26 protein-coding genes and 1 other RNA gene are annotated in these 24,176 nt (G+C 72.8%); 14 read left to right on the top strand and 13 right to left on the bottom strand.

Features of this window, described 5'->3' with window-relative positions:
* The coding region (locus ACWF79_RS33315; RefSeq protein WP_453731925.1) for a BTAD domain-containing putative transcriptional regulator at positions 1 to 1,317 on the bottom strand (1,317 nt) is incomplete at its 3' end.
* Positions 1,318 to 1,417: 100 nt separating this feature from the next.
* Between ACWF79_RS33315 and ACWF79_RS33310 the strand changes: the two genes are divergently transcribed.
* The gene (locus tag ACWF79_RS33310; RefSeq protein ID WP_453731924.1) at positions 1,418 to 2,212 is read left to right on the top strand and encodes a site-2 protease family protein; all 795 of its coding nucleotides are present in this window, start codon (positions 1,418 to 1,420) and stop codon (positions 2,210 to 2,212) included.
* A gap of 11 nt (positions 2,213 to 2,223) precedes the next feature.
* Here ACWF79_RS33310 and ACWF79_RS33305 read toward each other — a convergent pair whose 3' ends face one another.
* Both ACWF79_RS33305 and npdG read right to left on the bottom strand, forming a co-directional pair.
* On the bottom strand, positions 2,224 to 2,457 hold the full coding sequence (locus ACWF79_RS33305) for a hypothetical protein (protein ID WP_453731923.1): 234 nt from the start codon (positions 2,455 to 2,457) through the stop codon (positions 2,224 to 2,226).
* Positions 2,458 to 2,494: 37 nt separating this feature from the next.
* Positions 2,495 to 3,193 carry an NADPH-dependent F420 reductase gene (gene npdG / locus ACWF79_RS33300; protein WP_453731922.1) on the bottom strand — a complete coding sequence of 233 codons (699 nt, stop codon included), beginning with the start codon at positions 3,191 to 3,193 and terminating at the stop codon, positions 2,495 to 2,497.
* A gap of 101 nt (positions 3,194 to 3,294) precedes the next feature.
* On the opposite strand from npdG, the gene ACWF79_RS33295 reads away from it, so the two are divergent.
* Positions 3,295 to 3,897 (top strand): hypothetical protein, encoded by a 603-nt coding sequence (locus ACWF79_RS33295; protein ID WP_453731921.1) that lies wholly within the window; start codon positions 3,295 to 3,297, stop codon positions 3,895 to 3,897.
* A 121-nt stretch (positions 3,898 to 4,018) separates the two neighbouring features.
* Complete coding sequence (locus ACWF79_RS33290; RefSeq protein ID WP_453731920.1) at positions 4,019 to 5,326, top strand: MFS transporter; 1,308 nt, start codon at positions 4,019 to 4,021, stop codon at positions 5,324 to 5,326.
* Between the two features lie 29 nt (positions 5,327 to 5,355).
* Here the strand turns inward: ACWF79_RS33290 and ACWF79_RS33285 are convergent, their stop codons facing one another.
* Positions 5,356 to 5,586: a hypothetical protein gene (locus ACWF79_RS33285; RefSeq protein WP_453731919.1), complete on the bottom strand. Its 231-nt coding sequence runs from the start codon at positions 5,584 to 5,586 to the stop codon at positions 5,356 to 5,358.
* Positions 5,587 to 5,644: 58 nt separating this feature from the next.
* Between ACWF79_RS33285 and map the strand changes: the two genes are divergently transcribed.
* On the top strand, positions 5,645 to 6,502 hold the full coding sequence (gene map, locus ACWF79_RS33280) for a type I methionyl aminopeptidase (RefSeq protein WP_453731918.1): 858 nt from the start codon (positions 5,645 to 5,647) through the stop codon (positions 6,500 to 6,502).
* Positions 6,503 to 6,617: 115 nt separating this feature from the next.
* Positions 6,618 to 7,268: a biliverdin-producing heme oxygenase gene (locus ACWF79_RS33275; protein ID WP_453731917.1), complete on the top strand. Its 651-nt coding sequence runs from the start codon at positions 6,618 to 6,620 to the stop codon at positions 7,266 to 7,268.
* A 59-nt stretch (positions 7,269 to 7,327) separates the two neighbouring features.
* Here ACWF79_RS33275 and ACWF79_RS33270 read toward each other — a convergent pair whose 3' ends face one another.
* Positions 7,328 to 8,023 carry a PhzF family phenazine biosynthesis protein gene (locus ACWF79_RS33270; protein ID WP_453731916.1) on the bottom strand — a complete coding sequence of 232 codons (696 nt, stop codon included), beginning with the start codon at positions 8,021 to 8,023 and terminating at the stop codon, positions 7,328 to 7,330.
* Positions 8,024 to 8,290: 267 nt separating this feature from the next.
* On the opposite strand from ACWF79_RS33270, the gene ACWF79_RS33265 reads away from it, so the two are divergent.
* Positions 8,291 to 9,316, top strand: a complete 1,026-nt coding sequence (locus ACWF79_RS33265) for a hypothetical protein (protein ID WP_453731915.1) — start codon at positions 8,291 to 8,293, stop codon at positions 9,314 to 9,316.
* 143 nt (positions 9,317 to 9,459) lie between these two features.
* Here the strand turns inward: ACWF79_RS33265 and ACWF79_RS33260 are convergent, their stop codons facing one another.
* On the bottom strand, positions 9,460 to 10,230 hold the full coding sequence (locus tag ACWF79_RS33260; protein WP_453731914.1) for a bifunctional DNA primase/polymerase: 771 nt from the start codon (positions 10,228 to 10,230) through the stop codon (positions 9,460 to 9,462).
* Positions 10,231 to 10,330: 100 nt separating this feature from the next.
* The gene (locus ACWF79_RS33255) at positions 10,331 to 10,975 is read right to left on the bottom strand and encodes a TetR/AcrR family transcriptional regulator (protein WP_453731913.1); all 645 of its coding nucleotides are present in this window, start codon (positions 10,973 to 10,975) and stop codon (positions 10,331 to 10,333) included.
* Between the two features lie 175 nt (positions 10,976 to 11,150).
* Here ACWF79_RS33255 and ddaH point away from each other — a divergent pair, with 175 nt between their 5' ends.
* On the top strand, positions 11,151 to 11,975 hold the full coding sequence (ddaH, locus tag ACWF79_RS33250; RefSeq protein WP_453731912.1) for a dimethylargininase: 825 nt from the start codon (positions 11,151 to 11,153) through the stop codon (positions 11,973 to 11,975).
* Between the two features lie 23 nt (positions 11,976 to 11,998).
* Here ddaH and ACWF79_RS33245 read toward each other — a convergent pair whose 3' ends face one another.
* Together ACWF79_RS33245 and ACWF79_RS33240 are read right to left on the bottom strand one after the other, a co-directional pair.
* The gene (locus ACWF79_RS33245; protein WP_453731927.1) at positions 11,999 to 12,946 is read right to left on the bottom strand and encodes a small ribosomal subunit Rsm22 family protein; all 948 of its coding nucleotides are present in this window, start codon (positions 12,944 to 12,946) and stop codon (positions 11,999 to 12,001) included.
* A gap of 107 nt (positions 12,947 to 13,053) precedes the next feature.
* Positions 13,054 to 14,328 (bottom strand): Bcr/CflA family multidrug efflux MFS transporter, encoded by a 1,275-nt coding sequence (locus ACWF79_RS33240; RefSeq protein ID WP_453731911.1) that lies wholly within the window; start codon positions 14,326 to 14,328, stop codon positions 13,054 to 13,056.
* Positions 14,329 to 14,417: 89 nt separating this feature from the next.
* Here ACWF79_RS33240 and ACWF79_RS33235 point away from each other — a divergent pair, with 89 nt between their 5' ends.
* A complete protein-coding gene (locus tag ACWF79_RS33235; RefSeq protein ID WP_453731910.1) occupies positions 14,418 to 15,419 on the top strand; it encodes a Gfo/Idh/MocA family protein in 1,002 nt (333 codons plus the stop codon).
* On the opposite strand, the gene ACWF79_RS33230 is transcribed toward ACWF79_RS33235, so the two are convergent.
* Positions 15,406 to 17,058: an alkaline phosphatase D family protein gene (locus tag ACWF79_RS33230; RefSeq protein ID WP_453731909.1), complete on the bottom strand. Its 1,653-nt coding sequence runs from the start codon at positions 17,056 to 17,058 to the stop codon at positions 15,406 to 15,408. The two genes, ACWF79_RS33235 and ACWF79_RS33230, sit on opposite strands and share 14 nt — an antisense overlap.
* A 135-nt stretch (positions 17,059 to 17,193) precedes the next feature.
* On the opposite strand from ACWF79_RS33230, the gene ACWF79_RS33225 reads away from it, so the two are divergent.
* Positions 17,194 to 17,946, top strand: a complete 753-nt coding sequence (locus tag ACWF79_RS33225) for an SDR family oxidoreductase (RefSeq protein WP_453731908.1) — start codon at positions 17,194 to 17,196, stop codon at positions 17,944 to 17,946.
* Between the two features lie 120 nt (positions 17,947 to 18,066).
* Here ACWF79_RS33225 and ACWF79_RS33220 read toward each other — a convergent pair whose 3' ends face one another.
* Positions 18,067 to 18,390 carry a nuclear transport factor 2 family protein gene (locus ACWF79_RS33220; RefSeq protein ID WP_453731907.1) on the bottom strand — a complete coding sequence of 108 codons (324 nt, stop codon included), beginning with the start codon at positions 18,388 to 18,390 and terminating at the stop codon, positions 18,067 to 18,069.
* A 111-nt stretch (positions 18,391 to 18,501) separates the two neighbouring features.
* Between ACWF79_RS33220 and ACWF79_RS33215 the strand changes: the two genes are divergently transcribed.
* Positions 18,502 to 18,816: a MazG-like family protein gene (locus ACWF79_RS33215; protein ID WP_453731926.1), complete on the top strand. Its 315-nt coding sequence runs from the start codon at positions 18,502 to 18,504 to the stop codon at positions 18,814 to 18,816.
* Positions 18,817 to 18,825: 9 nt separating this feature from the next.
* Here the strand turns inward: ACWF79_RS33215 and rnpB are convergent.
* Positions 18,826 to 19,224, bottom strand: an RNA gene (gene rnpB / locus ACWF79_RS33210) — RNase P RNA component class A.
* 77 nt (positions 19,225 to 19,301) lie between these two features.
* On the opposite strand from rnpB, the gene ACWF79_RS33205 reads away from it, so the two are divergent.
* Together ACWF79_RS33205 and ACWF79_RS33200 are read left to right on the top strand one after the other, a co-directional pair.
* Positions 19,302 to 20,069 carry a MerR family transcriptional regulator gene (locus tag ACWF79_RS33205; RefSeq protein WP_453731906.1) on the top strand — a complete coding sequence of 256 codons (768 nt, stop codon included), beginning with the start codon at positions 19,302 to 19,304 and terminating at the stop codon, positions 20,067 to 20,069.
* The gene (locus ACWF79_RS33200) at positions 20,066 to 20,950 is read left to right on the top strand and encodes a hypothetical protein (protein ID WP_453731905.1); all 885 of its coding nucleotides are present in this window, start codon (positions 20,066 to 20,068) and stop codon (positions 20,948 to 20,950) included. The genes ACWF79_RS33205 and ACWF79_RS33200 overlap by 4 nt, the downstream gene beginning before the upstream one ends.
* 1 nt (position 20,951) lies before the next feature.
* Here the strand turns inward: ACWF79_RS33200 and ACWF79_RS33195 are convergent, their stop codons facing one another.
* Positions 20,952 to 22,397, bottom strand: a complete 1,446-nt coding sequence (locus ACWF79_RS33195; RefSeq protein WP_453731904.1) for an RNB domain-containing ribonuclease — start codon at positions 22,395 to 22,397, stop codon at positions 20,952 to 20,954.
* 107 nt (positions 22,398 to 22,504) lie between these two features.
* Here ACWF79_RS33195 and yaaA point away from each other — a divergent pair, with 107 nt between their 5' ends.
* Entirely contained in the window at positions 22,505 to 23,272 is a 768-nt protein-coding gene (gene yaaA, locus ACWF79_RS33190) for a peroxide stress protein YaaA (RefSeq protein WP_453731903.1), read from the top strand.
* Between the two features lie 75 nt (positions 23,273 to 23,347).
* Positions 23,348 to 23,980 (top strand): bifunctional 4-hydroxy-2-oxoglutarate aldolase/2-dehydro-3-deoxy-phosphogluconate aldolase, encoded by a 633-nt coding sequence (gene eda, locus ACWF79_RS33185; RefSeq protein WP_453731902.1) that lies wholly within the window; start codon positions 23,348 to 23,350, stop codon positions 23,978 to 23,980.
* The last annotated feature ends 196 nt before the right edge of the window (positions 23,981 to 24,176 follow it).

Raw genomic sequence — 24,176 nt, 5'->3', positions numbered from 1 at the left:
GCTCGTCGCCAGGACCGACACCCCCGGACAGCGGGCCAGCAGCACCTCCGCCAGCTGGGCCGCCGCGCCGATCACGTGCTCGCAGTTGTCCAGGATCAGCAGCAGCCGGCGGGTGCCGCAGTGTTCGACCAGCCGCCCGAGCGGCTCGTCCGTGGTCCGAAGCCCCTCGGCGCCCGCGCCGCGCAGCACGGTCTCGCGCGCCCCTACGGCCCCGAGCACGGTCTCGGCGACGGCCTCGGGGTCGGTGACGGGCGCCAGTTCGGCCAGCCACAGCCCGTCGGGCCAGGCCCCGGCGTCGGCGTCGGCGGCCTGTTCGGCCGCCTCCTGCGAGAGCCGGGTCTTCCCGGCCCCGCCGGGCCCGAGGAGCGTGACGAGCCGGCTGCCGCGCAGGTCCTCCTGGAGGCGGGCGATGTCCTGGTCCCGTCCGACGAAACTGGTCAGCCGTGCGCGCACGTTGCCGCGACGGACGCGGGCGGGCGCGGGCACGGCCGGAGCGTGCGCCTCGGCGGGGGCGTGCGCCTGGGCACGGGCTCGCGTCAGGGCGTGAGCCTGCGCCGGGGCATGGGCTCGCGCACGGACCGGGGCCCGGGCTTCCGGTTCCTGGGCGAGCAGCTCCGCGTGGAGAGCGCGCAGTTCCGGGGAGGGGTCGGCGCCGAGGCTGTCGGCGAGCGCGCGGCGGAAGGACTCGTACGAGGCGAGCGCCTCCGCCTCACGGCCCGTGGCGCGCAGGGCGCGGATCCGCAGGGCCTGGAGCGGTTCGTCCAGAACATGGGCCTCGCAGAGGGCGGCCAGTTCGGGGAGGACCGACGCGGCCTCCCCCAGCGCGAGGGCCGCCCCGAAGCGGGCCCGTCGGGCATCGAGGCGCCGTGCCTCCCAGCGGGCCGCCTCGACCGTACGGTCCGGCAGGTCCGCGAGCGCGGGCCCGCGCCAGAGGCCGAGCGCCTCGTCCAGGAGCCGTGCCGCACCCGCCGGGTCGCCCGCGTCCAGCGCCCGTACGCCCTCCCCCGCGAGCCGCTCGAAGCGAAGCGCGTCCACGTCGTCGGAGGTCGCCGCCAGGCGGTAGCCGCCGGGCCCGGACACGACCGCCTCCCGGCCCAGCACCCGGCGCAGCCGGCCGACCAGGGCCTGGAGCGCGGCGACCTCGTCGGCCGGCGGGTCGTCGGGCCAGACCTCGGCGACCAGGGCCCCGACCAGGACCGTCCGGTCCACGCGGAGGGCGAGCGCGGTCAGCAGCGCCCGCAGCCGCGCGCCGCCGAGGGCGACGGGGCTGCCGTCGGCGGTGTGGACCTGAGCAGGACCGAGGACGGAATAGCGCACAGGCCCTATTCTCCGTGAGCCGGGGATCTTCGCAGGAACTCACCCCCGCCCCCGGCACGTTTCCCGCACACAGCCCGCCGCGCCCCAGGGAGTCCCACCGATGACGACGGCCACCACCCGCAGCCACGAGCGCAGGATCAGCCCGGTCTTCCTGGCGATCCTCGCCGTCATGGCGGTCACCGGCTGGGCGGTGTGGAGCGACTTCGCGGCCTCCACCGGCCTGGCGATATTCCTCTTCGTGACCTCGGCGTGGATCGTCTCGCTCTGTCTCCACGAGTACGCGCACGCCCGCACCGCGCTCCACGGCGGGGACATCACGGTCGGCGCCAAGGGGTACCTCACGCTCAACCCGCTCGCCTACACGCACGCGGTCCTCAGCATCATCCTGCCGGTGCTCTTCGTGATCATGGGCGGCATCGGTCTGCCGGGCGGCGCGGTCTTCATCGAGCAGGGCCGGATCCGGGGCCGCTGGAAGCACAGCCTCATCTCGGCCGCGGGCCCGCTGGCGAACGTGCTGTTCGCGATCGTCTGCACGGCGCCGTTCTGGCTGGACGCGCTGGACGGCGTGCCGCTCGCCTTCCAGTACGCGCTCGCGTTCCTGGCGTTCCTCCAGGTGACGGCGGCGCTCCTGAACTTCCTGCCGGTGCCCGGCCTTGACGGCTACGGGGTGATCGAGCCCTGGCTGTCGTACAAGATCAAGCGGCAGATCGAGCCGTACGCGCCGTACGGCTTCTTCGTGGTGATCGCGCTGCTCTTCGTCCCGGCGATCAACGGGGCGTTCTTCGACACGATCGACGCGCTGATGCGGTCGCTCGGGGTGTCGGAGGAGTCCCGCTACTGCGGCTCGAACCTGTACCGCTTCTGGCAGGAGACGCCGGAGCTCTGCGAGGTCTGAGCCGCGCGCGCTCAGGCGGCGTTCGCCGCGTCGGCCTTCGCACGGCGGAAGTAGTACCAGGCCATGTTGGAGGAGAGGCCGGCGAGGAGGACCCACACGATCCCCAGCCACATGCCCGCGGCGAACGAGACGACGGCCGCGACGACGGCGAGGACGCAGACGGCGAGGGCGTACAGAGCGAGGCGGGGCATGGGGGTCGGCTCCTGTCCGGGTACGGCTGACGGTGCCCGTCCAGTGTCCCCCATGCCCCGCCTCGTCCGGTCACGCGGTCGGCCGACCGGGTCAGACGTCGGTGACCCGCAGCCCGGCGTGGGCCTTGTAGCGGCGGTTGACCGAGATCAGGTTGGCGACGAGCGCCTCGACCTGGTGGGCGTTCCGCAGCCGGCCGGCGAAGACTCCGCGCATGCCGGGGATGCGGCCGGCCAGTGCCTGGACGATCTCGACGTCGGCGCGCTCCTCGCCGAGGACCATCACGTCCGTGTCGATCTCGTCGATCGCCGGGTCCTGGAGCAGCACGGCGGAGAGGTGGTGGAAGGCGGCGGCGACCCGGGAGTCGGGCAGCAGGGCCGCGGCCTGCTCGGCGGCGGATCCCTCCTCGGGCTTGAGGGCGTAGGCGCCCTTCTTGTCGAAGCCGAGCGGGTTGACGCAGTCGACGACGAGCTTGCCCGCGAGTTCGGAGCGCAGCGACTCCAGGGTCTTGGCGTGCCCGTCCCACGGCACGGCGACGATCACGATGTCGCTGCGGCGGGCGCACTCGGCGTTGTCGGCGCCCTCGACGCCGAGGCCCAGCTCGTCGGCGGCGGTCCGGGCGCGCTCGGCGGCGCGGGAGCCGATGATCACCTTCTGACCGGCCTTGGCGAGGCGGTAGGCGAGGCCGCGGCCCTGGTCGCCGGTGCCGCCGAGGACGCCGACGACGAGGCCGGACACGTCGGGGAGGTCCCAGGGGTCCTTGGGGGCGGGCTTGCTGTCAGTCGTAGTCATGGCCTCGACATTACTGGCCGGTCGCCCCTTCCGTTCCCGTACGGGTGGAACCTCGGCAAGCGCCCCGCGCACCCTGCCCGGCTGGGGCAGGATGCGGCGCCATGGATGCCGTGAGGGTCGCGTTGCTGCGTGAGGTGCTCGCCGGGACGGAGTGGCCGAGGGCGGCCCGCCGGTTCGCCGGTTCGCTCCGGTCCTCGGTCGTCCCGCGCGGAGGCGGCCTGCTCCTGGTGGGGACGGCGGGGTACGAGCCCTGGCACCTGGCGGCGCACCTGGTGGACGAGGCCGCCTGGTCGGGGCAGCCGGAGCTGGCACCGACGCTGGTACGGCACCGGGTGCGGCCGGGTGATCCGGCCCATCTGGCCGTCGGCCTCGGGCGCCTGGAGTCGGCGCGGCGTGGGGCGACGCTGCTGGTCGTGGCGCCGGAGCGGCCCGACGCGGGGCTCCTGGAGCGGGTCCACGACGCGCGCCGGGCGGGCGCGACGGTGCTCTCGCTCGACGACGGCGACCCGGAGGTGCACGGCCTGGCGCACGAGGCGCTGGCGGTGCGGGCGGGCGCGGAGGTGGACCTGGACACGGTCCAGCACCTGGTGAGCGCGGCGGCCGGCGAGAACAGCCTCCCGCCCCCGCGCGGCCGGCGCCGCCTCCGTGACCGCCTCTCCCTCCTGGCGGACCATCTGACCTCCCCGCCGCCGACGGGCTGGTAGGCCCCCCGGCCCCCGCTGACGGTCCCGCCGTGCCCGGCCCCCGCACCCCGCCCCGGGCCCGCACCCCCGGCCTCGTAATTCGGTTGCCGGAGGCGGCGCGGCGGACGGAGCATGGCGCCTCGTGGCCTCGAAGCTCTCCTCCGTACTCCCCGATCTCGCGCCCTGGCGTTCCTCCCCCGACTTCCGGCTCCTCTGGGTCCAGGGTCTGGTGACCTACTTCGCCAGTTTCATGGCGCTGATCGCCCTGCCGCTGCAGATCATGGAGCTGACCGGTTCGCCGCTCGCGGTGGGGCTGATGGGGGCCGTCGAACTGGTCCCGCTGGTCGTCTTCGGGCTGTACGGCGGCGCGCTCGCGGACGCCGTGGACCGGCGGAAGGTGATCGTCGCGACGGAGGCGGGGCTCGGGCTGCTCGCCCTGATCCTGCTGGTCAACGCTCTGCTCCCGGAGCCGCTGCTGTGGCCGCTGTACGTCGTCGCCGCCGTGGTCTCCGCCCTGTCCGGGCTTCAGCGGCCCGCGCTCGACTCGCTCATGGCCCGGATCGTCCCGCACGACCAGATGACCGCGGCCGCCGCGCTCAACTCGCTGCGCTGGCAGATGGGCGCGATCGCGGGCCCCGCGCTCGCGGGCCTGGTCGTGGCGTACGCCGGGCACGGGACGGCGTACGGCGTGACCGTGGCCGGTTTCGCCCTCTCCGTCCTGCTGTGCCGTCGGCTCTCCCCCGCGCCGCCCGCGCACGACGCCGAGAAGCCGTCGCTGCGCGGCATCGCGGAGGGCGCGCGGTACGCCTGGTCGCGGCCGGTGCTCCTCGGTACGTACGCGGTCGATCTGGCGGCGATGTTCTTCGCCTTCCCGAACGCGATCTTCCCGTTCCTGGCGGCGGAGCTGGAGGCGCAGTGGTCGCTGGGGCTCATGTACGCGGCGGGCTCGGTCGGCTCGCTCGTCCTGGGCCTGACCAGCGGCTGGACCTCGAAGATCCGCAGGCACGGGCTGCTGGTGGTGTGCGGGGCGGCGGGCTGGGGGCTCGCGATCGCGGCGGCCGGCTGGTTCGAGAACGTGTGGCTCGTGCTGCTCTGTCTGGCCTTCGCGGGTGCGGGCGACATGCTCAGCGGCCTGGGCCGCTCCACGATCTGGAACCAGACGATCCCGGAGGAGCTACGGGGCCGGCTGGCCGGGATCGAGGTGCTTTCGTACAGCGTCGGCCCGCAGCTCGGCCAGGTCCGGGCGGGAGCCATGGCGGGCTGGACGGGCACGCGGGCGGCGGTCTGGAGCGGAGGCGTCGCGTGCGTGGCGGCGGTGGGGCTGCTGTGCCTGACGCTGCCGAAGCTGATCACGTACGACGCGGACACGGACGAGGACGCGCGGCGTCACAAGGCGGCGCAGGAGGCACGTGAGACGAAGGAGGCCGGGACCACCGGGGCCCCGGCCTGACACCCCCTGGTCAGGCGGGGTCCTGCCGACTAGTCGGGCGTCTCGTCCGACTTGGGGGCGTCATGCCACTTCGGGTCGGTCTCCCACTCCAGGTTGCGCTCCCGCGCGGTGTCCATCGCGCGGGACGCCTCCTCACGGCTGGCGTAGGGGCCGAAGCGATTCTTCGCCGGGCAGTCCGGGCCCTCCTCGACCTTCTTGTGCTCCAGGCAGTAGAACCACTCGCCCGGTTTGCCCACCGTGCGCTTCTTGAACAGGGCCATCGTCGGCTCCTTCCTCTGAGGCCATGCTGCCCCAGTCACGGTCGTTAGACTCGCTGACATGTCTGGCCAGTCGCTGCTCGTACCGGGGGAGCTCTCCCCCCACCGCTCCGTTCCGGGAGCCATCCGCCGTCCCGAATACGTCGGGAAGCCCGCCCCCACCCCGTACACGGGGCCCGAGGTGCAGGATTCCGACACCGTCGAGCGGATGCGGATCGCCGGCCGCATCGCCGCGCAGGCGATGGAGGAGGCCGCCAAGCACATCGCTCCGGGGGTCACCACGGACGAGCTGGACCGGGTCGCGCACGAGTTCATGTGCGACCACGGCGCGTACCCCTCCACCCTCGGCTACCGGGGCTTCCCGAAGTCGCTCTGTTCCTCGGTCAACGAGGTCATCTGCCACGGGATCCCCGACTCCACCGTCCTCAAGGACGGCGACATCGTGAACCTCGACGTCACGGCGTACATCAACGGGGTCCACGGCGACAACAACGCCACCTACCTCTGCGGCGACGTGGACGAGGAGTCCCGGCTGCTCGTGGAGCGCACCCGTGAGTCCCTCGACCGGGCCATCAAGGCGGTCAAGCCGGGCCGGCAGATCAACATCATCGGCCGGGTCATCGAGTCGTACGCCAAGCGCTTCGGCTACGGCGTCGTACGCGACTTCACCGGACACGGCATCAACTCGTCGTTCCATTCCGGTCTGATCATCCCGCACTACGACTCCCCGCACGCCACCACGGTCATCCAGCCCGGCATGACCTTCACCATCGAGCCGATGCTGACGCTGGGCACGCACGAGTACGACATGTGGGACGACGGCTGGACGGTCGTGACCAAGGACCGCAAGCGGACGGCGCAGTTCGAGCACACGCTCGTGGTGACGGAGACCGGGGCCGAGATTCTCACGTTGCCCTGACCCCTCCGGGGGGTACCGTTTTTACCGACAGGTCGTCGGGAACCCGTTGACTTAGGTAAGCCTAAGTAGCAGTATCGCAGCAGGTTCCCGTCCCCATCGGCTCCGGAGGCACGCCTTGGACACGCCCTTCTCGACGCTCATCCGCACGGCCTCTCACGCGCAGCACACCGAGGCCGAGACGTCGACCTTCATGAGCGACCTCCTCGGCGGCCGGCTCGCCGTCGAGGCGTACACGCGGTACACGGAGCAGCTCTGGTTCGTGTACCGCGCCCTGGAAGACGGCGCCGAGGCCCTGAAGAACGACCCGGTGGCCGGGCCGTTCATACAGCCGGAGCTGTTCCGCACGACCGCCCTGGAGCAGGACCTCGCCCATCTGCGGGGAGCGGACTGGCGTGCCGGGATCTCCCCGCTGCCGGCCACCGCCGTGTACGCCGCCCGTGTGGCCGAGTGCGCGCGGGAGTGGCCGGCCGGCTATGTGGCGCACCACTACACGCGCTACCTCGGCGACCTCTCGGGCGGCCAGATCATCCGCGACAAGGCGGAGCGCACGTGGGGCTTCGCGCGCAAGGGCGACGGCGTCCGCTTCTACGTCTTCGAGGAGATCTCGAACCCGGCGGCCTTCAAGCGGGGGTACCGGGAGCTGCTCGACGGGGTGAACGCGGACGACCTGGAGAAGCAGCGGATCATCGACGAGTGCAAGCGCGCCTTCGACTTCAACGGCGCGGTGTTCCGGGAGCTGGGCAACGAGTTCCCGCTGAGCGCGTGAGCGTACGACTCGGCCACGACTCGGGGCGTGAGCCGTCGAGTTGGGCGGGGTGACGTCGGTCAGCCCGTGAGCGTGAGAGTGCGCTCCAGGCGGACCCGTCCGCCGAGTTCGATCACACCGTCAGGGCCGGGGGCCGTCAGGATCTGCGACCCCCGGCCCTGCGTGATGTTCAGGGCCCTGCCCAGCTCGGCCGTGAGCAGCAGGGCCGCCGCGCCGGTCGCCTCGTCCTCGTCGATGCCGTCCCCGCGGCCGGGGAAGCCCCGCGCCCTGATCCGCCCGGCGGCCTCGTCCTCCCAGGCCCAGGCGTAGATCCACTCGCCCGGCTCGGGCACTTCCAGCGCGTCGACCTCGGCGGCCGAGCCGTACCGCCGCAGGGTCCGCGGCGGGGCCCAGTCGGCGCGGGCCTCGATCCAGGTGAACTCGCCGTCGCCGCGCACCCATACCTCGCCGGCGGGCGGCTGGACGACCTCCAGGTCGAGCAGCCAGGCGGTCCCGACCAGGGGGTGACCGGCGAACGGCAGCCGCACACCAGGCGTGTAGATGTCGACGATCCCGCGCTCGGGGTCGTCGACGAACACGGTCTCGCTGAACCCGAGTTCCTTGGCCAGCGCCTGCCTGGACGCCTCGTCGGGGTGGTCCCGCCCGTCTCTGACGACACCCAGCGCGTTGCCGTACCGGCCGTCGCCGGCGCAGAAGACGCGCAGGACGTCGATGTCGGTCGCGCTGCTCGACGCGGGAGTCACGGTCGTGGTCATGGCGGAATTCAAGCATCCAGGCGTCCCACTCCGCCGGTCCACCGGGAATCGGCCGGGCACCGGGGCTCACGGAGCCGGGCACGCGGCAGGGCCGCACCGCCGTTGCCGGTGGCGCGGCCCTGCCTGTGAGAACGCCCTGAACAGCCGCCCGCCCGACGGTCCTTCAGGTCACGGTGTGGACGCGCTGCCCGGTCCCGGCGGTCGCACCGCTCCCGGCCCCGGTAGGGTCGGGTCCGTCCGTGCCGGTGGAGAAGCAGAAGGCGACCGATGAGAAGGCCGAGGCGCCCGTCGAGGGCACTCACTGAGCTGAAGCGACCGTCGAGGGTGTTCGTGGCGACGGCCGCGGCGAGCGTGCTCGCGCTGACGGCGAGCGGCTGCGTGACGGTGCACGGGGAGCGGGAGCTGATTCCGGCGGCGACGAAGGCCGAGGCCGCGCAGGCCCTCAAGGACTTCACCGACGCCTACAACAGGGCCGACAAGGCCCACGACCCGGCCCTCGACGCGAACAGGGTGACCGGGCCGCTCGGGGCGATCAACCAGGCCGGTCTGAAGTCCCGTTCGATCACCGCGCCCGAGGGCAACCAGAACCATCAGCCGCTGGAGCTCACCGACGCGACGTTCGTCCTCCCCAAGAAGGCGGGCTGGCCGCGCTGGTTCGTCGCGGACACCGACTCCAACCGGGACACCGATCAGGGCTCCGACGACAACCGCTGGCTCCTGGCCTTCGTGCGCAACGGCCCGGACCAGCTGTGGGAAGCCGCGTATCTGGCGATCCTGAGCCCGGACGAGATCCCCGCGTTCAAGTCCGACGGCGGGTTCGCGGTGCCGGTCGCGACGGACTCGGCCGCCCTCGCGGTCGCGCCCAAGGACCTGGGCAAGGAGTACGTCTCGTTCCTCGGGGGCGGGGAGCTCGGCGCGTTCGCGGCGGGGCCGCACACCACCGGGTGGCGGGAGCAGCGGCAGAAGGGCGCGAAGCGGGTCGGCATGGCGACGCAGTACGTCGACCAGCCCACCGACACCGGGGACTTCACGCCGCTGGCCCTCGCGACCGAGGACGGCGGGGCGCTGGTCTTCTTCGCCACGCGCTACTTCGAGCAGCAGACGGCGGCCCAGGGATACCGGCCGAAGGTCGGCGACGACGTGAAGGCGCTGATGACGGGCGAGGTGAAGAACACCGTCACGAAGGAGTGGGTGTCGAGCCAGGCGGTCCTGGTGAAGCCGGCGGGCACGGAACGGGACGGCGTCACGGTCACGGGCCGCCTCCAGGGCGTCACGGGCGCGAAGGGCTCGTAGCCGGGGCGCGCGTACGCGCGGTCACGAGAGCGCGCGAAGGATCGTGGCCGGGCCGCGAACGACTCGTGGCCTCCCGGCGGTGACGGCCCGTGGCCTCCCGGCCGCGACGGCTCGTGGTCCGAGTCCGAGAGTCCGGCCGAGGCTCAGCGGCGGCCCAGCGGCCAGGCGACCTCGGGTTCGGCGAGCTGGTCGCCGCGGGCGGCCGCGTGGCGGGCGCAGGCGTCGGTGAGGGTCTCCAGGAGGTTCAGCGGGTCCGGCAGAGGGTGTTCGGGGCCGCGCACCCAGGCGACCGACGGCTGCTCGTCCTCGTCACCGATGAGCCGGGCCGGCGGTACGAGGACGTAGCTGCCGCGACAGTGCCAGCGCAGCCCCGGATGCTCGTCCATGGTCTCCGGATGGCAGTCCAGCTCGCAGGGCCACCACTCGTCCTCGTCCTCGGGGGTGCCCCGGGTGGCGGTGAAGAAGAGCATCCGGCCGCCGTCGCCCGCGCTCTCGGCGGACTCGGCGACGGGCCCGACCTCCACGCCCTGGTCGAGGAGCCGCTCCAGGGCGGCCCGGCCGGCGGCCAGCGGAACGTCGAGGACGTCGTGGACCATGCCGGTGGCGGTGATGAAGTTCGCGTCGGGCTCGCCGCGCGCCCAGCGCTCGATCTGGGCGCGGTCGGTGGTCGACTGGGTCTGCCAGGCGAAGGAGACGGGGTGCCGGGCGGGCGTGGGACAGCCGATGCGCTCGCAGGAGCAGCGGTAGCCGACGGGGTACGCGGCGGGGGCGAGGGGCAGTCCGGCGGCGGCGGTGGCCAGGAGCAGTGTCTCGCGGAGGTTCTCGACCTCGGCCGCGGTGCGTTTCGGGCGCCTGCGCAGCCAGTGCGTGAGCCTGCTCTCCGTGCCGCGGTAGCGGCCGATACCGTCGCCCATCTATCCCCTCACACCTGTACTCGCCCGTTCGGCTCTGCCCATCGTCGCATCTTCCGGTGCTTCAGGTGACCGGAGTCCCCAACCGGGGTACGTACCGGGGTTACGCCCTGGGCGCGAGTCCGCGCAGCGCGTAGTCGACGAGGGTGTCGGCGTAGGCGTGGGTGAGCGGCAGGGTGCGGTGCAGCCAGCGGTGGTTCAGGGGCCCGACGAGGAGTTCGAGGGCGATGCGGGGGTCGACGTCGGGGTCGATGTCGCCGGCGGCCTGGGCGGCCTCGATGCGGCGTACGTAGTGCTGGAGCTGGGGTTCCAGGAGCTGGTCGACGAACTGGGCGCCGAGTTCGGCGTTCACGACGCCCTCGGCGGCGAGGGCCCGGGTGGGGGCGTCGTAGGTCGGGTTGTTCAGCTCGTCGACGGTGGCGCGGAGCACGTACTTCAGGTCGGCGGCGAGGTCGCCGGTGTCGGGGATCTCACTCTCGGCGTCCCCGCCGAGAGCCTCGTTCGCCTGCGCGGCGAGGTCGAGGAAGGCGTCGAGGAGGACGGCGGCCTTGGAGGGCCACCAGCGGTAGATGGTCTGCTTGCCGACACCGGCGCGGGCGGCGATGCCCTCGATGGTCGTCCTGCCGTAGCCGGCCTCGGAGACGAGGGCGAGAGCGGCGTCGAAGATGGCGCGCCGGGAGCGTTCGCTGCGGCGGGAGGCGTCGGGGGCCTTGGCGGCGGAGCCCTGGGGCTTCTTGGTGTCGGACATGGCGCCAATCTAGCAGCAGACGAGACGTGACGTCTCGCCTCCCGCGGGGCCGGTCCGCCCTCTGCCCCTCCTGATGGTCGGAGGAATCACCCGAACGGTTCACTGCGCCGAGCCGGTCGAAGGCGGACCATGGGCTCCGTCCGACGACTGTTCTCGCGTCCGTGAGGAGCCCTCGTTGCGCCAGACCCCGCGCCAGGCCTCGCCCCGCCGTTATCTGATGTGCCCACCCACGCACTTCGAGGTGACGTACTCCATCAACCCGTGGATGGACCCCACGAAACCGGTCGACCTGCCGCTCGCCCTCGCCCAGTGGGAGGACCTGACCGGCCGCTACCGCGCCCTCGGCCACACCGTCGAACTCCTCGACCCGCGCCCCGGCCTGCCGGACATGGTCTTCACCGCCAACGGGGCGACCGTCGTGGACGGCCGCGTCCTCGGCGCCCGGTTCGCCCACGCGCAACGCACGGAGGAGGAGGCCGCGCACCTGGACTGGTTCCGCGACCACGGGTACGCGGAGGTGCGCGTACCGGACCATGTGAACGAGGGCGAGGGCGACTTCGCGGTGACCTCGTCGTGGATCCTGGCCGGCCGGGGCTTCCGCTCCACCCCGCTCTCGCACCTGGAGGCGCAGGAGTTCTTCGGGCGCCCGGTGATCGGCCTGGAGCTCGTGGACCCGCGCTACTACCACCTGGACACGGCGCTGTGCGTCCTGGACGCGGAGGGCGACGAGGTCATGTACTACCCCGGCGCCTTCTCCCCCGGCAGCCAGGAGGTGCTGTCCCGGCTCTATCCGGACGCCCTGCTCGCGACGGAGGAGGACGCGGCAACGCTCGGCCTGAACGCGGTGAGCGACGGCCGCCATGTGCTGCTGCCCCAGGCGGCGGTGGGGCTCTTCGCCCCGCTCCGTGACCGGGGCTTCGAGCCCATCGGCATGGACCTGTCGGAGCTGCTCAAGGGCGGTGGCAGCGTGAAGTGCTGCACCCAGGAGCTGCGCCCCTGACCCACCGGGCGACCCCTGGCCCCCTACTCCGGGGGCCAGGGGTCGCCCCACTCCGCGTCCCTGGCCGCCTTGTACAGGACCCCGTGGCGCTTGGTGACCGTCTCGCGGGTCAGCCCGGTCTCCTCGGGGCCGCAGAGGTCCAGCAGGACCTGGCCCTTGCGGATCTGCGGCTTCCGGATCACCCGCGAGGCCGCCGGGGTTACGGGGAACCGGGTCGCCGCCACGTAGGCGAACTTCTCGTCCTCGTACGGCAGCGAACCGCCCTTCACCTGCCGGTGCAGCGACGACCTGCTCACGCGGGCCGCGAAATGGCACCAGTCCTTGCCCGGCTCGATCGGGCAGGTCCCGCTGTGCGGGCAGGGCGCGGCCACGGTGAGGCCCGCCTCGACGAGCAGGGAGCGCGCGGCGATGATCCGCTCGTAGCCGTCGGGGGTGCCCGGCTCGACGATCACGACCGCCTGCGCGACCCGCGCCGCCTCGGTCACGAGCGCCGTCCGGTCGGCCTCGGTCAGTTCCTTCATTACGTACGAGACGGTCACCAGGTCCGTCGCGTCGAGCCGCAGGGCGCCGCCGATCCGGGCCCGTCGCCACTCCGCGTCGAAGACCCCGTCGGCCAGTTCCCTGCCGAGGGCGAGTGCGGGCTCCGCCCAGTCGAGGACGGTCGTGCGCGGGGTGCCGTCCCAGGCCTCCGCGACCGCCCAGCTCGCCGCGCCGGTGCCGCCGCCGACGTCGGTGTGCGTGGCCGGTTCCCAGACGGGCGCCGCGTCGCGCAGGGCGTCGAGCGAAGCCCGTACCGCCTCGAACGTGGCGGGCATCCGGTACGCGGCGTACGCGGCGACGTCGGAACGGTCCCGCAGCACCGGGGCGTCGGTCGGGGTGGTCCCCCGGTAGTTGGCGATCAGCCGCTCGACGGCCTGGGTCGCCTGGCGCTGCGGCAGCCCGGCGAGGAGCCCGGCGAGCGCGGCACGCAGCGCGTCACCGGAGGCCGGGCGGTCACCGGAGGCGTCGCCCGTCGCGAGCCGGTCGCCGGAGGGAAGGGAGGGGGAGGCGTTCACCTGCACATTTTAGGCGCCCTCGGTCAGGCGGTTTTCGTCGAGCGCCACGGCCGGCACAGACCAAGGAAGCAGGCGAGCGCGCCGGCCGCGCAGACCAGCTGGACGAGGGCCATCGGCACGGCCGTGGCCTCCCCGGCGATGCCGACGAGCGGCGAGGCGATCGCGCCGATGAGGAAGGACGAGGTGCCGAGCAGCGCGGAGCCGGAGCCCGCCGCGTGCGGGGTGCGCATCAGCGCCTGCGCGTTGGTGTTGGGAAGGACGAGCCCCATCGCCGACATCAGGACGAAGAGCCCGGCGGCGACGGCGGCGAGCGAGGGCGTCCCGAAGACCCCGCTCGTCATGAGGAGTAGCGCCGCCGCGGCGAGCAGGATCACGCCGAGGCCCCAGCCCAGCGTCTTGTCCAGGCTGACGCGGCCGACGAGCAGCTTGCCGTTGATCTGGCCGACGGCGACGAGGCCGATGGAGTTGAGGCCGAAGAGGAGGCTGAAGGTCTGCGGTGAGGCGCCGTAGATCTCCTGCACGACGAACGGGGAGGCCGAGATGTACGCGAAGAGCGCGGCGAAGCCGAGGCCGCCGGCCAGCATGTAGCCGGTGAAGACGCGGTCCGCGAGCAGCCCGCGCATGGTGCGCAGCGCCTCGCCCACCCCGCCCTCGTGGCGCCGCTCGGGCGGCAGCGTCTCGCCCAGCCACTTCCAGACCACCAGGGTCAGCAGGACGCCGATGACGGCGAGGACGTGGAAGACGCCCCGCCAGTCGGTGATCCGCAGGATCTGGCCGCCGATGAGCGGCGCGATGATCGGGGCGACGCCGGAGATCAGCATCAGGGTGGAGAAGAACCGGGCCATCGCGACGCCGTCGTAGAGGTCGCGGACGACGGCCCGGGCGATGACGATGCCGGCCGCGCCGGCCAGACCCTGGAGCAGCCGGAAGGCGATGAGCAGCTCGACCGTGGGCGCGAACGCGCAGACCGCGGTGGCGGCGACGTAGACGAGCATGCCGATGAGCAGCGGGCGGCGGCGGCCCCATCGGTCGCTCATGGGTCCGACGACGAGCTGACCGAGCGCCATGCCGGCGAGGCAGGCGGTCAGGGTCAGCTGGACGGTCGCGGCGGGCGAGCGCAGCGCCTCGGTGACCTCCGGCAGCGCCGGCAGGTACATGTCCATGGAGAGCGGCGGGAGCGCCGTGAGCCCGCCGAGGACGAGCGTGACGAGCAGGCTCGTGCGCCTCGCGGAGGCGGCGGGGCCGGCGGATATGTGGGTGGGCGATCCTTGCTTCGTGTTCTGGCCGCTCTCCGGCATCGACTGCTCCATTTCGTTGAAACTTTCCCTATGCTCTCAGCTCGGCGGGACAGGTCGAGACCTTTCTGGGGTGGGACATGGGGCGGGGCATGGGGAAGACCGTGCGGTGGGGCGTGTTGGCCACGGGCGGGATCGCGGCGAAGTTCGTCGACGAGCTGCGTGCGGTGGACGGCGCGGAGGTGGTGGCCGTGGCCTCCCGCACGGAGACGTCGGCGCGTGCCTTCGCCGACCGCTTCGGGATACCGAAGGCGTACGGGGAGTGGTCCGCGCTCGCCGCCGATCCGGACGTCGACGTGGTGTACGTGGCGACCCCGCACCACGCGCACCGGGAGGCCGCCGGGCTCGTCCTGGAGGCGGGCAAGGCGGTCCTCTGCGAGAAGGCTCTCACCCTGAACGCGCGCGAGGCAGAGGAGTTGGTCGCCCTCGCCCGGGACCGAGGTCTCTTCCTGATGGAGGCCATGTGGATGTACTGCAACCCGCTGGTCCGGCAGTTGGCGGAGCTGGTCCGGGACGGGGCGATCGGCGAGGTCAGGACCGTCCAGGCGGACTTCGGGCTCGCCGGCCCGTTCGCCCCTGACCACCGGCTGCGTGACCCGGCCCTGGGCGGCGGGGCGCTGCTGGACCTCGGTGTCTACCCGGTCTCCTTCGCGCAGCTGCTCCTCGGCGAGCCCGACTCGGTCCAGGCGCACGCGCTGCTCTCGCCCGAGGGCGTGGACCTGAACACCGGGATGCTCCTCGGCTGGTCGTCCGGGGCCTCGGCCCTGCTGTCGTGCTCGGTCGTGGCGGACACCCCGATGACCGCGTCCGTGACGGGGTCGGAGGGCCGGATCGACCTCCCGCCCGGCTTCTTCTTCCCCGACCGGTTCACGCTGCGGCGCCACGGCCGGGAGCCGGAGGAGTTCGTCCTCGACGGCGACCGGCAGTCGCTGCGGCCCGAGGCGGAGGAGGTCGTGCGGTGCCTGCGGGCGGGCCTGACGGAGTCCCCGCTCGTCCCGCTGGAGGGTTCGCTGGCGGTGATGCGGACGCTCGACGCGGTACGGGACCGCGTCGGCGTCCGCTACCCCCAGGAACTCAGCCCTACGCCGGCTTGAGGCCCGGGTTGCCGGCCTCCGTGACGTAGGAACCGGCCGTGGTGACCGGCGCGCCCGGGGTCGTCACGGCCGAGACCGTACGGAAGTCGGCGCGGGCGGTTGCCTGGCCGAGCGCGACCGTCACGTAACCGCGCCGCCCGTTGTAGAACTTCAGGTGCGGGTTGGCGGTGGTGAGGTTGTCGTAGTTGGCCGGCCGGTCGGCGCCGTCCTTGCCGCTGGCGATCGAGGTCGCGACGATCTCGGTGCCGAGGGTGCGGGAGGACGGGTCGCGGTGGTCGGCCTTGATGTCGAGGCCGTAGCCGACGTGGACGTCGCCGGTGAGCACCATCAGGTTCTCGACGCCGGCGGCCGTCGCGCCGTCCAGGATCCGCTTCCGGGAGGCCGGGTAGCCGTCCCAGGAGTCCATGGAGAGCTTGAAGGCGTCGGTCGGCACGTCGCGCCGCTCGGCGAAGACGACCTGCTGCGGGACGACGTTCCACAGCGCGCCCGACGCGTGCCAGCCGTCGAGCAGCCAGCGCTCCTGTGTGGCGCCGGTCATCGTGCGCGAGGGGTCCTCGGACTCCGGCCCGGGGACCCGCCAGCCGTCGCCGTACGCCTGGTCGGAGCGGTACTGGCGGGTGTCGAGGATGTCGAACTGGGCGAGCTGCCCGAAGCGAAGGCGGCGGTAGAGCCGCATGTCGGGCCCGTCGGGCTGCTGGGGCTTGCGGAGCGGCTGGTTCTCCCAGTAGGCGCGGTAGGCGGCGGCGCGGCGGAGCAGGAACTCCTCCGGCGGCACGTCGTTCTCGGGGGTCCCGTCCGCGTAGTTGTTCTCCGTCTCGTGGTCGTCCCAGGTGACCGCGAAGGGGTGCGCGGCGTGGGCGGCCATGAGGTCGGGGTCCGACTTGTAGAGGGCGTACCGCAGCCGGTAGTCCTCCAGGGTGATCGTCTCCCGGTTGAAGACGGCGGGGAGGCGGCGGTCGGTGTAGGCGCGGGCGCCGCCGGTGGCGTTGACGGCGTACTCGTAGAGGTAGTCGCCGAGGTGGAAGACGACGTCGACGTCCTCCTGGGCGAGGTGCCGGTAGGCGGTGAAGTAGCCGTCGTGGTACGCCTGGCAGGAGACGGCGGCGATCTTGAGCTCGGAGATCCGGGCGCCGTGGGCGGGTGCGGTACGGGTGCGGCCGACGGGGCTGGTCCAGTCGCCGACGAGGAACCGGTAGTGGTAGACGCGGTCGGCGTCGAGGTGGTCGACCGGGACGTGGACGCTGTGCTGGAACTCGGGGTGGGCGGTGGCGCTGCCGCGCCGGACGACACGGGTGAAGCGCTCGTCGTGGGCGAGCTCCCAGCGGACGGAGACCCGGGTGCGAGGCAGTCCGGCGTCGGGCTCGAAGGGGCGCGGCGCGAGCCGGGTCCACAGGAGGACGGAGCCGGGCAGCGGGTCGCCGGACGCCACCCCCAGGGTGAACGGGTTCTCGGTGATCCGGCGCGGGTTCAGCTCGGCGGCGCTCGCGGCACCGGCGGCCGGCAGCTGGACGGCGAAGGCGAGCGCGGCGGCGGCGCCGCTGGCGGTGAGGAAGCGGCGGCGGCCGAAGTGCCGGGCGGCGGCGCGCAGTTCGTCGGAATGGCTCGGTGCGGGACCCGTGGGTGTCTGTGCGTGCGTCATATGCCCCTCCCCTGACGGATGTTGTCCGTGAGGCATTGGAGTGGGGCGGGAAGACCCTGGGTTGTCGGGTACAGAACATCCGCGTGTCGGACGGATGAGTTCCCTGTGCACCGATCTCCCGTACGCTGCGCGCCCATGAGCACTGAGTCGCGGATCGCAGTGGTGACGGGAGCGGGGTCGGGGATCGGCCGGAGTGTGGCCCTGGCCCTGGCCGGCGCGGGCTGGTCGGTGGCGCTGGCGGGCCGCCGGCGGGAGCCTCTGGAGGAGACGGCGGCGGCGGCCCCCGACGCCGTGTTCGTCGTCCCCACGGACGTGACGTCACCGCAGGAGGTGACGTCCCTCTTCGAGGCGGTACGGGACCGGTGGGGCCGGGTCGACCTGCTCTTCAACAACGCGGGCACGTTCGCCGGCGGCGGGACCCCGGTCGAGGACCTGCCCTACGAGACCTGGCGCTCGGTCGTGGACGTCAACCTGACGGGCTCGTTCCTCTGCGCCCAGGCGGCGTTCCGGGCGATGAAGGAGCAGTCGCCGCAGGGCGGCCGGATCATCAACAACGGCTCGATCTCGGCGCACGTACCGCGCCCGCACTCGATCGCGTACACGGCGACGAAGCACGCCATGACGGGCCTGACGAAGTCGCTGTCCCTGGACGGGCGCCCGTACCGGATCGCCTGCGGCCAGATCGACATCGGGAACGCGGCGACGGAGATGACGGCCCGGATGCAGACGGGCATCCTGCAGGCCAACGGCCAACTGGTGGCGGAACCGGTGATGGACGCGGCGGACGTGGCGGCGACGGTGGTCCACATGGCGGGCCTGCCGCTGGAGGCGAACGTCCAGTTCGCGACGGTGATGGCGACGGCGATGCCGTACATCGGCCGGGGGTAGGGGCGGGTCGACGGTCTCCTCCGCCCCTACGGGGGAACTTCGGGGGCTCTGTGGGCTCCGCCCCTACGGGGTCACGCCTGACCGGGTCGTACGGGGCTACGTCCGACCGGTCCTACGGGGCTACGCCTGGCCGGTCTCGAAGCGGGAGATCTTGCCGCCGTCGACGGTGAACCGCCAGCCGGTCCTCATCTCGCCCCAGGTGTCGTTGCGGTAGCGGGCGACGAGGGCGCGGCCGCCGTCCTTCTCGGACTCGATCTCCATGTGGCCGCGCGAGGAGAAGATCTCCTTGTCGGTCCACTCGTCGACGTTCCGGTCCGAGCCGTCGTCGGACATGGTGGCGCCGGGGGTGAGGACCGCGAAGAAGGCGTCGCGGTCGTTGGCGTTGAGGGCCGCGACGAAGGCACGCACGGCGGGGTCGCTGAGTCTGTCCACGGGGATCGTCATGGCCCTACCCGTACACCGCCCCCCGCCGATCCCCACGGACCCCGGCCGGGGGTGTGGCGCGCGCCGGTGGCCGTACTCGGCCACCTGGACGAGCTGGCAGGCTTCTGCCCCATGACCGACCCGTGGAACACCATCGACCGCCTCGCCTCCTGGATCTCGGCCCACCACACCCTTCCGCCGGAACAGGACGTCCTGATGAGGGTCCTGAAACTCTCGGAGGAGGTCGGCGAGGTGGCGCAGGCCGTGATCGGCGCGACGGGCCAGAACCCGCGCAAGGGCACGACGCACACCTGGCAGGACGTGGAGTCGGAGCTGTGCGACGTCATCATCACGGCGATGGTGGCGCTACGGACGCTGACACCGGACGCGCCGGAGGTCTTCGCGGGCCACGTGAGGCGCGTGGCGGACCGCTCACTGGACACCTGAGGCAAGGGGCAGACGAGTCGGGCTGTACGCCGGGTTCTGTACCCCGGGACCTCGCGGTCGTCGGGGTGACGGCCATCCATCTAGGGCCGGCGTTGCCGCCGGCCTCGTGCGGTCTACCCGCGAACTCGGGCGGGCCGCCCTCGAACGTTCGCGCAGGGACACCGAGGTGTCCCCTCTTGACCTTGCTCCGAGTGGGGTTTACCTAGCCGCCTGAGTCACCTCAAGCGCTGGTGGTCTCTTACACCACCGTTTCACCCTTACCGAGGACCGAGGTCCCCGGCGGTCTGTTTTCTGTGGCACTGTCCCGCGGGTCACCCCGGGTGGCCGTTAGCCACCACCCTGCCCTGTGGAGCCCGGACGTTCCTCGGGAGGATCCGAGGATCCCCACGCGGCCGCCCGCCCGGCTCGTCTGCCGTGCCGACCATGCTACCCGGCCCGCCGCGCCCGCTTGACCTTGTCGCAGCGTCAGGGTTTGTACTGGGCGCATGCGCATCGGCGAGATCGCCGCCCTCGTCGGGATCACCCCGCGGGCCGTGCGGCACTACCACCACCTCGGGCTGCTGCCCGAGCCCGTACGGCGGGCCAACGGCTACCGCGAGTACGGCATCCGCGACGCCGTACTCCTCGCCCGGATCCGGCGTCTCGCCGAGCTCGGGCTCGGCCTCGACGAGGTGCGGGACGTGCTGGCCGACGACGCGGGGCGGGAGCTGGTGGAGGTTCTGGAGGAGCTGGACGCCGACCTCGGGGGGCAGGAGACCGTGATCCGCGAGCGGCGGGCGCGCCTCGCCGGCCTGCTCGGGGAGGCCCGGGCGGGGCGGCTGACCGCCGAGGGGCCCGTCTCGCCCGAGCTGGCCGCCCTGTTCGCGGGCCTCGGCGAGGTCCCGCAGTCGCCGATGGCCGCGAAGGACCGTGAGCTGCTGGCCCTGCTCGACACCGTGGCGCCGGACGAGGACCGCTCGCGGCTCATCGACACGATGCGCTCCATGACGGAGGACCCGCAGGCCGTCGCCCGCGCCCACGACGTGTACGCACGGCTCGACGCCCTCGCCGACGCCGACGCCGACGACCCACGCGTGGCGGAGGCGGGGCAGGCACTCGCCGACTGTCTGCCGGACGCGCTGGCGGCGCACCTCGGCGAGCAGGACGTCCTGCCGCAGGGGCGGCTGACCGAGGCCTTCTTCGGCGACTTCTCCCCCGCCCAGACCGCCGCCGTCCACCTCGCCCTGCGCCTGGTCAGGGAGCGGAACCGGTGACCGCCGCGATCCGCCTGCTGCGCGGGTGCGCGTACGCGTTCCTGCCCGCCGAGGTCGTCCTCGCCGTCTGTCTCGTCGCCGGTGTACGGATACCCCCCTCCGCTCTCGTCGCCGCCGAGATCGCGACCCTTCTGCTCCTCGTCGCCGGACTCGTGGGATACGTACGCCTGCGGCGGAGCGGGCTCTCCGCGCGGAAGGCGCTCGGGGAGCTGGTGCCCGAGCCCGTGCTGCGGCTCGTCGGGCACGAGCTACGGCTGATGGCGAGCCTCGGGCTGTGGGTGGCCCGGCGGCGCGTCGGCGTACGCCCCGGCGACCAGGTCTTCGCGCACGCCCGCGACCAGGCCGCCCTCATGTACGGCTTCGCGTTCGTCTGCCTCGTCGAGACCGTCGGCATGTCGTACCTGCTCGGCGACTTGCCCGTCGTCCACGCGATCGTGCTCGTCCTGGACGTGTACACGGTGCTGTTCGTCCTCGGGCTGCACGCCGCCTCCGTCACCCGCCCGCACCTCCTCACCCCCGGCGCCCTCCGTCTGCGTCAGGCCGCGCACGTCGACCTGCTCGTGCCGCTCGACCGGATCGCCACCGTCCGGCACGAGTTGGTCTTCACCCACGAGAAGGCCGAGGGGGAGCTGAACCTCACCGTCGGCTCGCAGACCTCCCTCACCATCGAGCTGACCGAGCCGGTCGACGCGCCCCGCCTCCTCGGCGCGCCCCGCCCGGTACGGCTCGTCCGCTGCCACGCCGACGACGCCCGTGCGCTGTACCGGGCCCTAACGCGGGCCGTCGCGGGCGCGGGAGCGAACACGGAAGCGAACACGGGGGCGGGCGCGGGGGCGGACAAGGACACGGGCGCAGGCGCCCGTACGCCCGCGGGCGCGTGACTCACGCCGGCACGTGCTTGAAGAGGATCTTGTCCCTCGCGGAGGAGGCCGGATCCGCCTTCTCCAGCTTCACCTTCACCCGCTCCCCCTGCTCCAGCGGCCGCTCGCTCTTCGCTGTGCCCACCACGGCCGGATCCTTCAGATGCACGACCGCCTTCCTCCCGGCGCTGTCCCTGAGGTCGATCACGAACCCGTCGAAGACCTGGCCGATCCGGTCCTTCAGCAGCGCCGCCTCGACCACGTCCATGCTCTCCCGGTCGGCCTCGTTGCCGCGCCCCCTGCGCATGTCTTCCGGCAGCTTCGCCAGCGCGTCCTTCACCCACTCGGGTGGCGGCTGCCCCTCGGCCGCCGCCAGGCAGAGCTCGCCCACGTAGCGGTCGATCAGGCGGCGCAGGGGCGCGGTGCAGTGGGTGTACTCGTCGGCGATGGCGGCGTGGACGACGGAGTCCGGAAGAGCGCCGTCCTCGAAGTGGATGTACGCGGAGTTCTCGAACAGGCCGGTGGCGGCGTCCATCACGAAGGCGGCGTGCCGGGGTTCGGACGTGTCGAGCGAGCGGATCAGCTCCGCGTACGACACGTGGTGCGGCCAGTCGATCTCCAGCGCCTGCGCGGAGCGGCGAAGCCTTTCGACCCCGTCCGGGGTGGCGCCTAGGGTCCGCAGGATCCCCGTGCCCGAGGCGATCATCAGATCGGCCGCGGCCATGCCGGTGAGCAGGGAGATCTGCTCGTTCCAGCCGTCGACCGCGCGCCGGGCGCGGTAGACGAGGGTGTACGAGTCGCCGGTCTCGAGGACCTCCTGTTCGGGGAGGTCGAGGGAGACCCCGCCGCGTTTGACCTCCAGGGCCTCGCGGAGCGTGCCCACGGTCTTGAGCAGGGCGAGCGGTTCCTCCGCCGTGCCCGCGTCGATCAGCTGCTGGGCGCCGGCGTAGTCGAGCCTGAGGTGGCTGCGGACGAGCGCGCGACGGACGTCGACGGCGACCTGGCGGCCGTCGGCGTCCAGGTCGAATCGCCAGAGCAGGGCGGGCACGGTCTGGCCGGGCAGCAGGCTGGCGGCGCCCTCGGAGAGGACCGGGGGGTGCAGGGGGATCTTCTCGTCGGGGAAGTAGAGGGTCTCCACGCGTCGGTGGGCCTCCTTGTCGACGGCTCCGCCCGGGGTGACGAACGCGGCGACGTCGGCGATGGCGTAGTGGACGCGGTAGCCGCCGCCCGGGAGACGGGCGAGGTGCATGGCCTGGTCGAGGTCGCGGGAGTCCGGCGGGTCGATGGTGAAGAGGGGGATGTCGGTGGCGTCGTACTCCGGCAGCTGTGGGGACGACGCGGCCGCGGTCGCCTCGGCGACGACGGCGGGTGGGAAGTCTGTCGGGACTTCCATCCGGGTCCTCAGCGCGCGCAGCGCGGCCCGCAGGGCCTCGGCTGCGCCGGTCACGTGGATGTGGCGGCGGGGCATGGACCGAGCGTATGGCGAGGGGCGGGGCACGGCACTTTGTAGGCTGAACGGAGCTGAACGCCTGGGGCCGCACCCCCGGCCCTGGACGTACGTGAAGGAGAACCACCGTGCTCGTGCTGTTGCCGCCGTCGGAGGGTAAGGCCGCGTCGGGGCGTGGGGCGCCGCTCAAGTGGGAGTCCCTGTCGCTGCCGGGCCTGGCCGAGGCACGGGCGGCGGTCCTGGACGAGCTGGTCGAGCTGTGCGCCGCCGACGAGGAGAAGGCCCGCGAGGTGCTCGGGCTGAGCGAGGGGCTGCGCGGCGAGGTCGCCAAGAACACGGAGCTGCGGACGGCCGGTGCGCGGCCGGCCGGTGAGATCTACACGGGCGTGCTGTACGACGCGCTGGGCCTGGCCACACTGGACGCAGCGGCCCGTAAGCGCGCGCGGGGCTCGCTCCTGGTGTTCTCGGGGCTGTGGGGCGCGGTCCGGGTGGACGACCGGATCCCCTCGTACCGCTGCTCGATGGGGGTGAAGCTGCCGGGCCTCGGCGCGCTCGTCGCCCACTGGCGGCACGCGATGGCGACGGTCATGCCGGAGGCCGCCGCCGACGGTCTCGTCCTGGACCTGCGCTCCTCGGCGTACGCCTCGGCGTGGAAGCCCAAGGGCGAGGTGGCCGCGCGAACGGCGACGGTCCGCGTGCTGCACGCCCCCACCCGCAAGGTCGTCAGCCACTTCAACAAGGCGACGAAGGGCCGCATCGTGCGCAGTCTGCTGGAGGCCGGCGCGGACCCGAAGAACCCGGCGCAGCTGATCGAGGCGCTGCGGGACCTGGGCTACGTGGTGGAGGAGAACGGCTCGGCGGGGGCGCTGGACGTGCTGGTGGAGGAGATCCACTAGGGGTGACGCGCAAGGGCGTTGCGTACTGCGCAACGCTCGTTGCGTGCCTTGTTGCGTACGGGCAGGATGGGGGCCATGACTCCCGCCCTGCCCTCCGTCCTCGATCTCGCCCCCGTCGTTCCGGTCGTGGTGATCGAGGACGCCGTCGACGCCGTGCCGCTGGCGCGGGCGCTGGTCGCGGGTGGGCTGCCCGCCATCGAGGTGACCCTGCGGACGGCCGCCGCGCTCGACGCGATCCGGGCGATCGCCGACGAGGTCCCGGACGCCGTCGTCGGCGCGGGGACCGTCATCTCGCCGGGCGGTGTCGCGGACGCGGTCGGCGCCGGGGCCCGGTTCCTGGTGAGCCCCGGCTGGACGGACGGCCTGCTCGACGCGATGAAGACCTCGGGCGTGCCGTTCCTGCCGGGCGTCTCGACCACCTCGGAGGTCGTGGCGCTGCTCGAACACGGGGTGAGCGAGATGAAGTTCTTCCCGGCGGAGGCCGCGGGCGGCGTCCCGTACCTGAAGTCGCTCTCCGGCCCGCTCCCCCAGGCCCGGTTCTGCCCGACCGGCGGCATCTCCCTGACCTCGGCCCCGTCCTACCTCTCGCTGCCCAACGTGGGCTGCGTCGGCGGTACGTGGATGCTGCCGGCCGACGCCCTCGCGGCCCGCGACTGGCCCCGGGTGGAGTCGCTGGCGCGCGAGGCGGCGGGGCTGCGGGCCGGCTGACGCCCGTCACGGGACGGTCGTCGGGAGATCGTCCGGCCGACGATGGTGCTACGGGAACGGGGGCGGGGCCACGGAACTCCGTCTGTCTGCGATCTCACTCATGCCAGCTCCTCTTGTTCCACTGGTGCCATTGCCAGTGGACGCCTCTTCGGGCGGGAGCGCATCAGGCCCTGTCTAGTGTTGGACGGTCTTTGGG

It is taken from the genome of Streptomyces sp. NPDC054975 (assembly GCF_053609105.1).
This window is presented reverse-complemented; position numbering and strand designations above follow the sequence as displayed.

Coding starts and splice junctions, on each gene's coding strand:
- ACWF79_RS33215 (WP_453731926.1), top strand. CDS start 18,502: ATGACCGACCCGTGGAACACCATCGACCGCCTCGCCTCCTGGATCTCG.
- ACWF79_RS33220 (WP_453731907.1), bottom strand. CDS start 18,390: ATGACGATCCCCGTGGACAGACTCAGCGACCCCGCCGTGCGTGCCTTC.
- ACWF79_RS33270 (WP_453731916.1), bottom strand. CDS start 8,023: ATGACCACGACCGTGACTCCCGCGTCGAGCAGCGCGACCGACATCGAC.
- ACWF79_RS33230 (WP_453731909.1), bottom strand. CDS start 17,058: ATGACGCACGCACAGACACCCACGGGTCCCGCACCGAGCCATTCCGAC.
- ACWF79_RS33225 (WP_453731908.1), top strand. CDS start 17,194: ATGAGCACTGAGTCGCGGATCGCAGTGGTGACGGGAGCGGGGTCGGGG.
- eda (WP_453731902.1), top strand. CDS start 23,348: ATGACTCCCGCCCTGCCCTCCGTCCTCGATCTCGCCCCCGTCGTTCCG.
- ACWF79_RS33235 (WP_453731910.1), top strand. CDS start 14,418: ATGGGGAAGACCGTGCGGTGGGGCGTGTTGGCCACGGGCGGGATCGCG.
- ACWF79_RS33305 (WP_453731923.1), bottom strand. CDS start 2,457: ATGGGGGACACTGGACGGGCACCGTCAGCCGTACCCGGACAGGAGCCG.
- ACWF79_RS33295 (WP_453731921.1), top strand. CDS start 3,295: ATGGATGCCGTGAGGGTCGCGTTGCTGCGTGAGGTGCTCGCCGGGACG.
- ACWF79_RS33285 (WP_453731919.1), bottom strand. CDS start 5,586: ATGGCCCTGTTCAAGAAGCGCACGGTGGGCAAACCGGGCGAGTGGTTC.
- ACWF79_RS33310 (WP_453731924.1), top strand. CDS start 1,418: ATGACGACGGCCACCACCCGCAGCCACGAGCGCAGGATCAGCCCGGTC.
- ACWF79_RS33265 (WP_453731915.1), top strand. CDS start 8,291: ATGAGAAGGCCGAGGCGCCCGTCGAGGGCACTCACTGAGCTGAAGCGA.
- npdG (WP_453731922.1), bottom strand. CDS start 3,193: ATGACTACGACTGACAGCAAGCCCGCCCCCAAGGACCCCTGGGACCTC.
- ACWF79_RS33195 (WP_453731904.1), bottom strand. CDS start 22,397: ATGCCCCGCCGCCACATCCACGTGACCGGCGCAGCCGAGGCCCTGCGG.
- ACWF79_RS33260 (WP_453731914.1), bottom strand. CDS start 10,230: ATGGGCGACGGTATCGGCCGCTACCGCGGCACGGAGAGCAGGCTCACG.
- map (WP_453731918.1), top strand. CDS start 5,645: ATGTCTGGCCAGTCGCTGCTCGTACCGGGGGAGCTCTCCCCCCACCGC.
- ACWF79_RS33240 (WP_453731911.1), bottom strand. CDS start 14,328: ATGCCGGAGAGCGGCCAGAACACGAAGCAAGGATCGCCCACCCACATA.
- ACWF79_RS33205 (WP_453731906.1), top strand. CDS start 19,302: ATGCGCATCGGCGAGATCGCCGCCCTCGTCGGGATCACCCCGCGGGCC.
- ACWF79_RS33255 (WP_453731913.1), bottom strand. CDS start 10,975: ATGTCCGACACCAAGAAGCCCCAGGGCTCCGCCGCCAAGGCCCCCGAC.